Origin of the sequence: Vibrio sp. D431a (genome assembly GCF_030248655.1) — a bacterium.
GTDB classification, from domain to species: domain Bacteria; phylum Pseudomonadota; class Gammaproteobacteria; order Enterobacterales; family Vibrionaceae; genus Vibrio; species Vibrio alginolyticus.
On the sequence record NZ_JAHGAP010000009.1, the window covers coordinates 355,243 to 368,294 of the forward strand.

15 protein-coding genes are annotated in these 13,052 nt (G+C 44.9%); all 15 read right to left on the reverse strand.

What is annotated here, in order from left to right; all coding sequences use genetic code 11:
* Nucleotides 1-116 precede the first annotated feature (116 nt).
* Complete coding sequence (gene nadA, locus KJB35_RS07860; RefSeq protein ID WP_042522106.1) at nt 117-1,178, reverse strand: quinolinate synthase NadA; 1,062 nt, start codon at nt 1,176-1,178, stop codon at nt 117-119.
* A 251-nt stretch (nt 1,179-1,429) separates the two neighbouring features.
* Nucleotides 1,430-2,182: a tol-pal system protein YbgF gene (gene ybgF / locus KJB35_RS07865; protein WP_005387926.1), complete on the reverse strand. Its 753-nt coding sequence runs from the start codon at nt 2,180-2,182 to the stop codon at nt 1,430-1,432.
* A 15-nt stretch (nt 2,183-2,197) separates the two neighbouring features.
* A complete protein-coding gene (pal, locus tag KJB35_RS07870) occupies nt 2,198-2,722 on the reverse strand; it encodes a peptidoglycan-associated lipoprotein Pal (RefSeq protein WP_005378293.1) in 525 nt (174 codons plus the stop codon).
* 30 nt (nt 2,723-2,752) lie between these two features.
* Nucleotides 2,753-4,105 (reverse strand): Tol-Pal system beta propeller repeat protein TolB, encoded by a 1,353-nt coding sequence (tolB, locus tag KJB35_RS07875; protein ID WP_005387925.1) that lies wholly within the window; start codon nt 4,103-4,105, stop codon nt 2,753-2,755.
* Between the two features lie 15 nt (nt 4,106-4,120).
* A complete protein-coding gene (tolA, locus tag KJB35_RS07880) occupies nt 4,121-5,185 on the reverse strand; it encodes a cell envelope integrity protein TolA (protein ID WP_213907800.1) in 1,065 nt (354 codons plus the stop codon).
* 13 nt (nt 5,186-5,198) lie between these two features.
* Nucleotides 5,199-5,642, reverse strand: coding sequence for an ExbD/TolR family protein (locus tag KJB35_RS07885; RefSeq protein WP_005378298.1), 444 nt, complete (start codon nt 5,640-5,642; stop codon nt 5,199-5,201).
* A gap of 3 nt (nt 5,643-5,645) precedes the next feature.
* Nucleotides 5,646-6,344, reverse strand: a complete 699-nt coding sequence (gene tolQ / locus KJB35_RS07890; protein WP_005378301.1) for a protein TolQ — start codon at nt 6,342-6,344, stop codon at nt 5,646-5,648.
* Nucleotides 6,334-6,753 carry a tol-pal system-associated acyl-CoA thioesterase gene (gene ybgC, locus KJB35_RS07895; RefSeq protein ID WP_017820044.1) on the reverse strand — a complete coding sequence of 140 codons (420 nt, stop codon included), beginning with the start codon at nt 6,751-6,753 and terminating at the stop codon, nt 6,334-6,336. The genes tolQ and ybgC overlap by 11 nt, the downstream gene beginning before the upstream one ends.
* 172 nt (nt 6,754-6,925) lie before the next feature.
* Nucleotides 6,926-7,228, reverse strand: a complete 303-nt coding sequence (ybgE, locus tag KJB35_RS07900) for a cyd operon protein YbgE (protein ID WP_033905055.1) — start codon at nt 7,226-7,228, stop codon at nt 6,926-6,928.
* Nucleotides 7,221-7,328: a cytochrome bd-I oxidase subunit CydX gene (gene cydX, locus KJB35_RS07905; protein WP_000270284.1), complete on the reverse strand. Its 108-nt coding sequence runs from the start codon at nt 7,326-7,328 to the stop codon at nt 7,221-7,223. The genes ybgE and cydX overlap by 8 nt, the downstream gene beginning before the upstream one ends.
* 12 nt (nt 7,329-7,340) lie before the next feature.
* A complete protein-coding gene (gene cydB, locus KJB35_RS07910) occupies nt 7,341-8,477 on the reverse strand; it encodes a cytochrome d ubiquinol oxidase subunit II (protein WP_006742909.1) in 1,137 nt (378 codons plus the stop codon).
* 17 nt (nt 8,478-8,494) lie between these two features.
* Nucleotides 8,495-10,081, reverse strand: a complete 1,587-nt coding sequence (cydA, locus tag KJB35_RS07915) for a cytochrome ubiquinol oxidase subunit I (RefSeq protein WP_005378311.1) — start codon at nt 10,079-10,081, stop codon at nt 8,495-8,497.
* A gap of 461 nt (nt 10,082-10,542) precedes the next feature.
* The gene (gene ruvB / locus KJB35_RS07920) at nt 10,543-11,547 is read right to left on the reverse strand and encodes a Holliday junction branch migration DNA helicase RuvB (RefSeq protein ID WP_005378312.1); all 1,005 of its coding nucleotides are present in this window, start codon (nt 11,545-11,547) and stop codon (nt 10,543-10,545) included.
* Nucleotides 11,548-11,833: 286 nt separating this feature from the next.
* Nucleotides 11,834-12,445: a Holliday junction branch migration protein RuvA gene (ruvA, locus tag KJB35_RS07925; RefSeq protein ID WP_017820041.1), complete on the reverse strand. Its 612-nt coding sequence runs from the start codon at nt 12,443-12,445 to the stop codon at nt 11,834-11,836.
* A 67-nt stretch (nt 12,446-12,512) separates the two neighbouring features.
* Complete coding sequence (ruvC, locus tag KJB35_RS07930; protein ID WP_005387909.1) at nt 12,513-13,034, reverse strand: crossover junction endodeoxyribonuclease RuvC; 522 nt, start codon at nt 13,032-13,034, stop codon at nt 12,513-12,515.
* Nucleotides 13,035-13,052: the final 18 nt, after the last annotated feature.

Genomic DNA, 13,052 nt, shown 5'->3' on the forward strand with positions numbered 1-13,052 from the left:
ATTTATGACCTCGATATTCATTGATTGCATCAATAGTAACTCATTGATAGTAAGACACAAAAAAACCAGCCATATTCGGCTGGTTTTTGAGATTTATTTTCAGTTACGCCTACTTTTTAAGCATTACCTTTCACTTGCATATTTAGCTGCTCAGCAAAATCTAGCATGCGGTTAAGCGGGATAAGGGATTTAACACGCAGTTCTTCGTTAACAAAAATCTCGTGCTCTTCACCACCTTCACTAAGCGCTTTCTCAATTGCTTTCAAACCGTTCATTGCCATCCAAGGACAGTGTGCACAGCTGCGACATGTTGCGCCTGCACCTGCGGTTGGCGCTTCGATAAGTTCTTTCTCTGGCACAAGTTGCTGCATTTTAAAGAAAATGCCTTTGTCTGTCGCAACGATCATTTGTTTGTGAGGAAGCTCTTTCGCTGCTTTGATCAGCTGACTCGTTGATCCAACGGCATCGGCAAGTTCTACGACGCTTGCTGGTGACTCAGGGTGAACCAAAATAGCCGCATCTGGATACACGCTCTTCATTTTTCGTAGCGCATCAGCAGAGAACTCATCATGAACCACACACTCACCCTGCCAAAGCAGCATATCTGCGCCAGTTTTGTTAGCGATGTACGATCCTAGGTGACGGTCTGGTCCCCAAATAATTGGCTTATCTTCAGCGTCTAAGTGTTCCACGATTTCAAGCGCAATGCTCGATGTAACGACCCAGTCGGCACGGGCTTTAACCGCTGCTGAAGTATTTGCGTAAACTACAACCGTATGATCAGGGTGAGCATCACAAAACTCGCTGAACTTATCCGCAGGACAGCCAAGGTCAAGCGAACATTCCGCTTCCAACGTTGGCATTAGAATGCGCTTTTCTGGTGTCAGAATTTTGGCCGACTCGCCCATAAAGCGAACACCACCAATAATCAATGTACTTGCAGGGTGACGATTACCAAACTTCGCCATTTCCAACGAGTCACCAACAAACCCGCCAGTGTCTTCAGCTAGGGCTTGAATCTCAGGGTCGGTATAGTAGTGCGCGATAAGTACCGCATCTTTTTCTTTGAGTAACTTTTTAATACGCTCAATGTAAGATGCTTTTTCTTCTTCGCTTAATGGAACTGGTTTCGGTGGGAATGGGTAAACAGTGTCGATTTTATCTAATATATGGCTCATTGCTCTTGCTCTACGCAACTTCCTTTAATCCGAGTATTGTAACCTCGTTAATTTTCAAAAACCAACTTGTCGCGGGGATTTCTAGCGGTCTAGCCGTATATCTTTGTTACAGGTAGCATTTCCGAGTAGCGAAATTCGGTGCAACATAAGGTCAGAGGCTCTGCATCATTGCTATCGACTTAGCCGTTCTGCACCAACAGAAAATGGAAAAGAAAAAGGAAGCCGAAGCTTCCTTTTCAAAACATAACGTCTTACAGCTTAGAGCTGGCAAGTTTTGCAGATGCACTACCTGGGTATTCATCAACCACTTGTTGGTAGTACTTTTTCGCTTGAGCTGCATTGTTATTACGCTCAGCGATTTCGCCTAACTTAAGCAACGCATCGGCTCGCTTATTGGAGTCTTTATAAGACACAACAGCGGCAAAACTTTTCACTGCATCCTCATCCTGCTTTTTAGCGAAGTACAACTGACCTAGCCAGTAGTGAGAATTCGCTGAATATGTAGAATCAGGATAATCTTTCTGGAACTGCTGGAACGCTGCAATTGCGCCAGTGTAGTCACGTTTCTTGAGGATGAGGTCGACTGCATTTTGGTATGCCGTTTGCTCATCAACATTTGGTGTGTACTGACCACCTGTTTTAGCCGGTTTCGCTTCTTGCGCAGGCGCGGATTTTATCTCTCCACGAACACGATCCAGCTCGACAAACAACTCTCGTTGACGTTGCAACATTTGCTTCATTTCGTAGCTATTTCGCTCTAATTGACCACGTAATTCACTGATCTCTTGTGACATTTGGTCAATTTGCTGTTGCATTTGGAGCTGAACGCGATTGCGGTTTTGTAGCAAGCGCTCTAGACGCTCTACTTCCGTTTCAGATGAACGGCTCTTAGAGACGGATGATGTGCTGTTGAGATCGGATACTGGAGCTGGTGCAGCGAACGCAAAGTTCGCTGCACTTGCCAGTAACGTAAGCGCAACAGCGCGCTTAGTGTTACTGAACATGAGGATTACCTCGAATTAGTATACTAGAACCGCGCGACGGTTTTTAGCGTAAACTTCATCTGATTGACCTAGAAGAAGTGGCTTCTCTTCACCGTAGCTAACGATTGAGATTTGGTCAGCTTGAACACCTAGTGCTTGTAGGTAGTTCGCTACTGCTTGTGCACGACGCTCACCTAGAGCGATGTTGTACTCAGGAGTACCACGCTCATCAGCGTGACCTTCGATAGTTACGTTAAGTGCTGGGTTCTTGCTTAGGTAAGAAGCGTGAGCCGCTAGCATCTCTTCGTAATCTGCTGCAATTGTTGAGTTGTCAAAAGCAAAGTAGATTGTTTGAGTTTCACGTAGCGCTTGCTCTTTTAGCTCTTGCTCTGTCAACTGACCGCTTTGATCAATTGGCGTAGCTACTGTTGTTTCCACTGCGCCATTGTTGTTTGTTGCTGCACCAGTGTTAGAAGCAGCGTCGTCGCTTGAACTACACGCTGTAACAGCCATTACAGGAAGCGCGATTAGTAGCCCTTTTAGAACCTTGTTCAGTTGCATCTTATTTTCCTTTATTAATCAAACTTATTACTACAAAAACGGTGACCATGCAGGCGCTCGAACACGCCCATTTGTTGCCGGTAATCTAGCTTTGAATCGACCATCAATTGACACCATCGATAGTACGTTTTTCTTGTTGTAAATCGAGCTATACACAACCATGCCACCGTTTGGGGCAATACTAGGAGACTCATCAAGCAAGGTCTTAGTTAAGACTTGAAGAGCACCAGTTTCCAAATCTTGTTTCGCCAAATTAAATCCTGCGTTGCTGCGGTTCACCATAACTAGGAATCGCCCATCAGGAGTAATCTGACCACCCAAATTTTGGCTGCCTTGCCAAGTCAAACGGTCAATAGAACCGCTGCCCAAATTTACTTGATAAATCTGTGGTTTACCACCCCTATCCGATGTGAAAATCAACGATTTTCCATCCGGATGCCAGAACGGTTCCGTATTATTTGATCTGCCACGCGTAATTTGCGTCAGCTTACGAGTGTTAAGGTCAAACGTATAAACATGAAGCGAGCCTGTTTTAGAAAGAACAATCGCTAACTTATTGCCATCTGGCGAAAATCTTGGCGCACCATTGTGACGTGGGTATGAAGTAATTTTCTCACGTTCACCGGTGTAGATGTTCATGATGAAGATTTCTGCTTGGCCATTTTGGAAGCTAACATATGCAAGCTTTTTACCATCGGGGGACCACGCTGGTGACATTAATGGTTGTTTAGAGCGTAAAACCAGACGCTCATTGTAGCCATCGTAATCAGCGACTCGAAGTTGGTAAGGGAAACGGTCTTTATCGTTCACTACCACATATGCGATACGAGTCATGAAAGCGCCACGGTCGCCAGTTAACTGCTCATACACCAAATCAGAGATACGGTGAGCGTACTCACGCATACGAGGCCCTTGAACAGTGGCTACTTTATTGAACAGCACATGATCTTTTGACAGGACTAATTCACCGTCACTACCAAGCGCCTTACTCTTCCCACCTGTTAACTGACCACGCACAATATCAACAAGTTGATAGTTGATAACGTAGTCACCTTGGTCGTTTTGCTTGATTGAACCAGTCAATAGCGCATCCACACCTAAATTGGTCCAAGCATCAAAATTAACTTCTGATTCACTGAACGGTGTTTGTGGCATTTTGCTCGTTGGAACTGGGCTGAATTTACCACTACGTTGTAAATCCGAGGCGATAACAGCAGAAACATCCGTTGGAAGCGCTTGTGTGCCCTCCCACTTAAACGGAACAACAGCAATTGGTCGTGCTGAATCAATACCATCGGTAATGACCAACTCTAATGCGGCATTCGCCACATTTGTCATACTGCTAAACAGTACAAACATTCCTAGTAAAAGGCGTCTAATCACGTCTTATTCCTTATTCTAGTATTCAACGGTTAAGTTGATATCTCTAACTTTATCAATAACATCTCTATCTTTAGGCATCGGAAAGTTGCCAACTTGGGCTACTGCACTTTTGGCTGCACTACAAAGACGAGAGTCACCGTTTAACACAGTAACATTACTCACAATACCATCAGTCCCAGTTGGAACTAGCTTCACATTAAGCCTACACGACTTTCCCACAAGATAATCGTCCTTAATGATACGACTCTCTATCAATTGTTTGTAAATTGCACCATAGCGGTCAACTTCAGATTGCACATGTTGATTTTTCGCTTGCTGATTCTGTTCTGACTCACTCTCGAGACCCGCAAAAATATCATCTAACGCGGCTTCTTGAGCTTTACGCTCACGCTCGGCACGCTCAGCTGCTTCTCTCGCTTTACGCTCTCGCTCCGCTGCCTCTTTTGCCGCTTTCTCTTTTGCAATGCGCTCTTGTTCAGCTTTTTCAGCAGCTTCACGCTCACGACGTGCTTTTTCTTCCGCTTCTTTTGCTGCTTTTTCACGAGCCAAACGTTCTTGCTCAGCTTTTGCTATAGCCGCTTCTTTTGCTAAACGCTCCTGCTCAGCTTTACGCACGGCTTCTTCTTTTTCCTTGCGCTCTTTTTCTAGCTTAGCAGCTCGCTCTTTTTCTTTGCGAACACGTTCTTCTTCCTGCTTGCGCTCTTGCTCTTTTTTCTTACGTGCAGCTTCTGCTTCTCGCGCCGCTTGAGCATCTTTCGCTTGCTGCTCTTTCAACTTGCGAATTTGCTCTTCTTCAGCTTTGCGGTTTTTTTCTAGCTGCTCTGCTTCGCGTCTCAGTTTATCAAGACGCTCTTGTTCTTTTTTCGCTGCCTTTTCGCGTTGCTGGCGAATTTCTTCCGCTTGTTGCTGCACAAGTTTTGGATCGATGACAACAGCTTGAACCATTTGCCCTGTAGGCTCTGGTTTAGACATGTTGAAGTCCGTCCCCCAAAGCAGGGCTGCAACTAGAATTGCATGCAAACCAACCGATATTGCTATCGGTTTGGCGTATTGGTTGGGTTTCTTCTTGTGATCTTTCATAGATAATTGATGTCTATTCCCTGATATCGGTCATTAGACCTACCTTAGGGATACCAGCTCGACTTAGTTCATCTAGCAATAGAACAACATCGGCATATGGTGTTGCCGCGTCGCCACCTACCGCAACTGGTGAATCCGGCTTAACCTCTCGCTCCGCTTTCACTCGCACAATAACATCTTGCAACGACAAACCTCGCTGAACTTCTTCATCATTTACGCTTAGGCCTAAATTACCCTCGCTATCAATTTCGATGATAATAAAGCTACTGTCAGTCTCGCCAGCAAGGTCTTGCATAGATTCTGCGGTCGATGTTTTCGGAAGATCAACGTCGACGCCTTGAGTCACAAATGGAGCGGTCGCCATAAAAATGATCAACAGTACGAGCATTACGTCGATATACGGAACAACGTTGATCTCCGCTGTCATTTTTCGCTTTTTAGGTTGATAACCCGCCATGCTTTATTCCTTATCCGCGCTGTCTCGGCCAGCCATCGCTTGACGATGAAGGATGCTGTGGAATTCTTCAGAAAATGTTGCGTAAGTGTGCTCTAGTTTACTCACTTTATTGCTTAGACGGTTGTACGCCATTACTGCCGGAATAGCCGCAAATAGCCCCATCGCTGTCGCGATAAGTGCCTCGGCGATACCCGGTGCAACCATAGACAACGTAGCTTGCTTTACTTCACCCAGCGCAATAAAGGCGTGCATGATGCCCCAAACGGTACCAAATAGGCCGATATAAGGGCTTATAGAACCGACTGTTGCCAAAAACGGTAAGCTTGTTTCTAGCTCATCTACTTCACGAGAAACAGCAACGCGCATTGCGCGGCCAGTGCCTTCCATGATGTAAGCTGGTGAATTTGCGTTGCTCTTACGTAGGCGAGCAAACTCTGTAAAACCTGCGTAGAAGATTTCTTCTGTGCCTTCAATTTCGTCTTTACGCGCTTTTACTTTTTGGTAAAGCTGAGAAAGATCAGTACCCGACCAAAATTTGTCTTCAAACTGCTCTGCATTTTTTGATGCTTGAGAAAGCACTTTGCTGCGCTTGATGATCATTGCCCATGACACAATTGACATGCCAAGCAACGTCAGCATCACAAGCTTTACCAACAGACTGGCCTGAAGAAAGAGATCTAAAATGGAAATATCAGCAGTCACTATTTGTTAGCTCCGAATTTATAAAGGTTGGAATAGCTATTGGTTTCATTTTCTTATTATCGATACATGCTACCTTAACCGAGGCCTTGCACAATATCTTGCCTTGATCATTGACCAACTCTTGACAGAATTGCAGAGAAGCACGTTTTATTTCTGACACTCGGGTTACGACTGTCAGATGCTCGTCCAGCCTAGCCCCTTGGTTGAAATCGATATCCATGTGTCGGACAACAAAGCCGATATTTTGTTCCAGTAACACATGTTGAGAAATGCCTTTAGCACGTAACATCTCTGTCCGTGCGCGCTCAAAGAATTTTAGATAATTAGAATGATATACAACACCGCCCGCATCAGTGTCTTCATAGTACACGGTGATCGGCCAGTGAAAGAGATTTGATGTGCCTTGCAAGGGAGTACCAATATATTCAATTCTTTAAAGTAATTACTATAACTGAAGCGACAGCAATTGGTACCGAGCTAAGGAAATATTTTTGAAATTTGTAGAAAAAATAAAAGCTAGGCGAGATACCTAGCTTTTATTCGATGATTTAGTAACCGACTTTATTACAGCATATTTCAGCCTAAATGAAATAAAGTGCCGTTAGATAAATTAAGATAGCTAACGAGAAATAAGGACTAAACAAAACTTGCCAGTACCAGTTTCTTGGCTTGAAGCCCACCCCATACACCATGCTTGAACATACAGACCAAATCAGTGCTGGTGCGATGATTGAGTTAAAACCACCAATTGCTTGATGGTAAGCTTCAGGGTCCCACATCACCAATCCTATGTGCATAAAGCCAAGGATGAGAGATAAGACTCGTAGCAGAGTCTTATCCATTGGTGCGTGAAGTTTCGCTACCTTATCAGCGAGGTTACTCACTGTCTTTATCCATCATTTCTGAGTGCTCTAGCCAAAGAGCGTTGATGATACCGAATGCACAAGCAAGTAGTACACCTAGAATCCATGCGAAATACCACATAGTAAATGCTCCTTAGTAAAGTGAGTTTTTGTTGTCTTCAATGTACTGGTCATCAAGGCGACCAAACATCTTGTAGTAAGTCCAAGATGTGTAACCAAGGATGATTGGCACCATAACAAACGCAACGCCTGTCATTAGGTTCAGAGTCAGCTCAGATGACGTTGCATCCCACATTGTTAAGCTGTGGCTTGGCATTAAGTCTGAAGGCATGATGAATGGGAACATCGCAAAACCTGCAGTAAAGATAACACCAGCAACACCCAAGCTTGAAGTAATGAACGAAATCGCACATTTTTCAAGACGAGATGCCAATACAGCGAGAAGCGGCATTGCAACACCTAATACAGGAGCAGCCCATAGTAGTGGGTAGTTTTCAAAGTTCTTCATCCACGCACCAGCTTCACGGATAACCTCTTTGTTTAGAGGGTTAGAAGCAGCGTTAGTGTCGATACCGCCAACAATGACGTAGCCATCGATATTTTGGATCCAGAAACCAGCCGCTACAAACGCAGCAACCGTCAGTAAACCAGCCAACTGAGCAACGTTGCGCGCACGCACATGCACTTCGCCTGTTGTTTTCATTTGTAGCCAAGTAGAACCTTGCATCAAAATCATGAACAAGCTTACTAGACCACACAACAGTGCAAATGGGTTTAGTAGACCAAAGAATGAGCCATGGTATGTTGGCATCAAGAACTCACTCAATTGGAACGGTACACCTTGTAGAAGGTTACCAAACGCCACACCAAAGATGATTGGCGGAACAAAACCACTGATTGAGATACAGATATCCCAGGTATTGCGCCATTTTGGATCTTCGATTTTAGAGCGGTAGTCTAGGCCCAGAGGACGAAGCCATAGCGCTGCTAGTGTCAAAATCATCGCTAAGTAAAAGCCTGAAAATGACGTTGCGTAAACCAAAGGCCAAGCTGCGAACAGTGCACCACCAGCAGTGATAAGCCAAACTTGGTTACCATCCCAGTGAGGAGCAATTGAGTTAATCATGACACGGCGTTGCGTGTCGTTTTTACCGATAATAGGTACAAGCGCGCCTACACCCATATCGAAGCCGTCTGTTACTGCAAAACCAACTAGTAGAACACCGATTAGTACCCACCAGATGAGTCGCAAGATTTCGTAATCAAACATCTTGTTATCTCCTTACCTTACGCTTCTACTTGGCGACTAACTTTGTCTTCAACAGAGTCAGCATTTTGCTCGAAGTGGTAGCGACCCGTTTTCAGGCTACTTGGGCCTTTACGAGCGAATTTCAACATTAGGTAAACTTCTGCAATCAGGAATACCGTGTATAGCGCCAGAATTGCGAAGAGTGAAGTCCAGATTTCACCTGCAGTTAGCGCAGAAGCTGCAACATGCACTGGTAGAATTTCACCTACAGCCCAAGGCTGACGGCCGTACTCAGCGACGAACCAACCCGCTTCAATTGCAATCCAAGGTAGTGGAATGCTAAATAGTGCAGCTTTTAGAATCCATTGTTTCTGTTCAATCTTCTGACGACACGTTTGGATAAACGCCGCACCAAAGACAAACAACATGATGAAGCCACAAGCAACCATGATACGGAATGACCAGAATAGCGGCCATACTGTTGGGATTGAGTCGTCCGCAGCAGCTTGGATTTGCTCTTCTGTTGCATCAACAACATTGTCTGTGTAGCGCTTTAGAAGTAGACCGTAACCTAGGTCACCTTTCACTTCATCAAACGCAGTCATGTTTTCTTCTGACTTGTCGCCCGCACGAAGCTTCTCTAGAAGTTCATAAGCGTACATGCCGTCACGAATACGATCGACGTGTTCATCACGTAAATCACGAAGACCTGTTACTTGCTCATCAAAAGAGCGTGTCGCGATAATACCCATTACGTAAGGGATCTTAATTGCGTAATCGGTATGCATCGTTTCCTGGTTAGGAACACCAAATAACGTAAATGCGGCAGGTGCAGGTTCAGTGTGCCACTCTGCTTCAATTGCAGCGAGTTTCACTTTTTGAACTTCACCAAGCTCGTAGCCAGATTCGTCACCAAGAACGATGGTAGATAAGATAGCTGCAATACCGAAAGAAGCAGCAATAGCAAACGAACGACGAGCAAACGCAATGTCACGACCTTTTAATAGGTAGTATGAACTGATGCCTAGAATAAACATTGCGCCACAAGTGTAACCAGAAGCAACCGTATGCACGAACTTAACCTGAGCAACTGGGTTTAGTACAACCTCAGAGAAGCTCACCATTTCCATTCGCATGGTTTCGAAGTTGAAATCTGCGCCTACTGGGTTTTGCATCCAGCCGTTTGCGATAAGAATCCAAAGAGCAGAGAAGTTAGAGCCTAGTGCCACAAGCCAGGTAACCGCTAAGTGTTGGCGTTTAGATAGACGATCCCACCCGAAGAAGAATAGACCAACAAAAGTTGACTCCAGGAAGAATGCGACAAGTGCTTCGATCGCTAGCGGTGCACCGAAGATATCACCTACATAGTGGGAGTAGTAAGACCAGTTCGTACCAAACTGGAACTCCATGGTAAGGCCTGTCGCCACACCAAGTGCAAAGTTAATACCGAATAGCTTACCCCAGAACTTGGTCATGTCCTTATAGATTTGCTTGTTCGTCATTACGTACATCGATTCCATAATGGCCAGAAGGAAGGCCATACCAAGGGTCAATGGTACGAATAGGAAGTGATACATCGCTGTCAGTGCAAACTGCAACCGCGATAGATCAACTACGTCAATCATGGTAACTCCTATGTGTCGGCTGAATGACACTCTCTACATATTGCAATCCATATTCAGGTGTTATTTACACTTGAAAAATGTTGAATTATCACAACTCATTGTTGCAAAAATGTGCTTCATTGGTTAGTTAATTGTTAAGCATCAGCTAATATAGCTGGGGCTAATATTACTTGTAAAAACAGATTGTTTCAAAAGGTTTATAGCCGTAACGCGCTTTGATATACATCAATGTTTATGCGCGGAATTTGCACAAAAATCCATCACATTGATCTAGATCAACCAGTATTGGATACGGATGTTAAGAGAGAGTAATCAGGAGAGAAATTAACCAGTTGCAAGCAAACATCGAGTTAACAATCAATGCTTTTTACTTACTAAACCAGTATGAGAAAAAATTCAAAAAATGTGAGTTTGGTCAACTTTAATGAAGCGCTGGGCAACAACGGCCCAGCGAGGGAATCTTATTTTTCAATTCCGAAATGCAAATACGCACGATCTGTCGCGATTCTTCCACGCGGAGTGCGTTGTAAATAACCTTGCTGAATAAGATAAGGTTCAAGAACGTCTTCAATAGTGTCCTTTTCTTCACCTATCGCCGCTGCCATGTTGTCGAGCCCGACCGGACCACCACCAAATTTTTCCATAATCGCGAGTAGTAGCTTACGGTCCATGTAATCGAAGCCTTCGGCGTCCACATCAAGCATATTCAACGCCTTATCGGCAACATCGGCACAAATGTGACCATTGCCTTTTACTTCCGCATAATCACGAACACGACGTAGCAAACGGTTAGCAATACGTGGTGTGCCACGCGCACGTCTTGCCACTTCCAATGCACCTTCAGGTTCCATTGATAAACCTAAACAATCCGCGCTTCGCTGCACGATATCTTGGAGGTCTTTTATCTTATAAAACTCAAGGCGCTGAGTAATACCAAAGCGGTCGCGCAATGGTGACGTTAAAGAGCCCGCTCGGGTCGTCGCACCAATTAACGTAAATGGTGGTAAATCGATCTTAATAGAACGAGCGGCCGGACCTTCACCGATCATAATATCCAGTTGATAATCTTCCATCGCCGGATACAGCACCTCTTCAACCATCGGGCTCAAGCGGTGAATCTCATCGATGAACAACACATCGTTTTCTTCGAGGTTGGTTAACAGCGCGGCCAAATCGCCTGCTTTCTCAAGTACAGGGCCTGAAGTAGTGCGAATGTTCACTTCCATTTCATTGGCAACGATGTTCGCAAGTGTGGTTTTACCCAAACCTGGGGGACCAAAAATCAAAAGGTGATCAAGTGCTTCGCTACGTAACTGAGCAGCTTTAATGAAGATCTCCATTTGGTCACGGACATGGTCCTGACCTTGGTAATCCGCTAATTTTTTTGGCCGAATAGCACGATCAATGACATCTTCATCACGAAAGGCAGGGTTTTCTGGCGCGATTAAACGATCGGCTTCAATCATCTTTTTACCTTGAAAAATGGTTACCTGAGAGAATAATGCCGCTCGTTTAACAGCAAGTGGCATATTTCTATATCTCGTCATCCTGTACAGCGACGAAGGAGCGTGATACAGGATCTTCTATCCGAGCGATTTATGGTCAAATTGTTTCATTAACCGCTCAGCGTGCTGCTATTAGATTCCCAGTCTCGCCAGGCTCGCTGGAATGACACAAAAAACATCGTTAAGCGATTGGCATTAACCTTAGAGAATGAGTTATCTTGAACAAATGTTCACTGTGCAACCAGCGTTACACCATTGATTTTAGAGCTTCACGGATCATTTGCTCACTGCTCATGTCCGGTTTAGCGATCTGAGATACCACTTTCGACGCTTGAGTCGGCTTGTAACCTAGAGCTAGAAGCGCACTGATTGCTTCTTCTTCCGCGTTGTTGGATGTCGCACTAGAATCCGCAGGAGCAGCATCCGTAAATGGTGTAAATAGATCGCCAGCGCCCCACCCTTTCAAGCGGTCTTTCATTTCAACAACCAATCTCTCTGCGGTTTTCTTGCCAACGCCTGGAAGCTTAACCAGCGTAGAAACGTCTTCATGTTCCACACAAGTAACAAATTGCGTTGCTGTCATACCAGAGAGAATACCAAGACCGAGTTTAGGACCAACGCCATTGGCTTTGATCACTTCACGGAAAAGTGCTCGTTCTTTTACCGTGTTGAAACCGTATAGCAATTGCGCATCTTCACGGACAACAAAGTGAGTATAAATAATGGCTTCTTCGCCAACATTTGGCAGTTCGTAAAAACAGCTCATTGGCATCTGGACTTCATAGCCAATGCCATTAACTTCAATTAATACTTCAGGTGGTTGCTTTTCAATCAGTATGCCACGAAGACGTCCAATCACTATAAATACTCTTTGGAAATGAATTTGCGACAGGATAATAAAGAACTGGATAGACATCCAGTTAATTTTAACGGTAGCGCCCTTTTCTGGCACTGGTTGCTTTGCCCGCTAACGCAACGAGAGTCTTGTTAGTATTGGCATGACAAATCGCCACACCTAAAGCATCGGCTGCATCCGCTTGAGGCTTGGCGGGCAATTTAAGCATCTGCTGAACCATATGCTGAACTTGCGCTTTGTCCGCGCCACCAGTGCCGACGACAGCTTGCTTAATAAGACGAGCCGCGTATTCAAATACCGGCAACTCCGCATTCACCGCAGCAACAATTGCACTGCCACGAGCTTGGCCAAGTTTTAGCGCTGAATCCGCGTTTTTGGCCATAAACACTTGCTCGATCGCGAAAACGTCCGGTTGAAACTGGGTAATGATTTCCGTGACGCCTGCATAAATCTGTTTAAGCCGACCCGGAAGTTCTTTTTCTGAAGTACGAATGCAGCCACTACCAAGGTATTGCAAGTGGCGTCCATTTTGACGAATGACCCCATAGCCGGTAATGCGCGAACCTGGGTCAATGCCCAAAATAATTGACATGAATGTTCCTAAAAATGA

Coding starts and splice junctions, on each gene's coding strand:
- nadA (WP_042522106.1), bottom strand. CDS start 1,178: ATGAGCCATATATTAGATAAAATCGACACTGTTTACCCATTCCCACCG.
- ybgF (WP_005387926.1), bottom strand. CDS start 2,182: ATGTTCAGTAACACTAAGCGCGCTGTTGCGCTTACGTTACTGGCAAGT.
- pal (WP_005378293.1), bottom strand. CDS start 2,722: ATGCAACTGAACAAGGTTCTAAAAGGGCTACTAATCGCGCTTCCTGTA.
- tolA (WP_213907800.1), bottom strand. CDS start 5,185: ATGAAAGATCACAAGAAGAAACCCAACCAATACGCCAAACCGATAGCA.
- KJB35_RS07885 (WP_005378298.1), bottom strand. CDS start 5,642: ATGGCGGGTTATCAACCTAAAAAGCGAAAAATGACAGCGGAGATCAAC.
- cydX (WP_000270284.1), bottom strand. CDS start 7,328: ATGTGGTATTTCGCATGGATTCTAGGTGTACTACTTGCTTGTGCATTC.
- cydB (WP_006742909.1), bottom strand. CDS start 8,477: ATGTTTGATTACGAAATCTTGCGACTCATCTGGTGGGTACTAATCGGT.
- cydA (WP_005378311.1), bottom strand. CDS start 10,081: ATGATTGACGTAGTTGATCTATCGCGGTTGCAGTTTGCACTGACAGCG.
- ruvB (WP_005378312.1), bottom strand. CDS start 11,547: ATGATTGAAGCCGATCGTTTAATCGCGCCAGAAAACCCTGCCTTTCGT.
- ruvC (WP_005387909.1), bottom strand. CDS start 13,034: ATGTCAATTATTTTGGGCATTGACCCAGGTTCGCGCATTACCGGCTAT.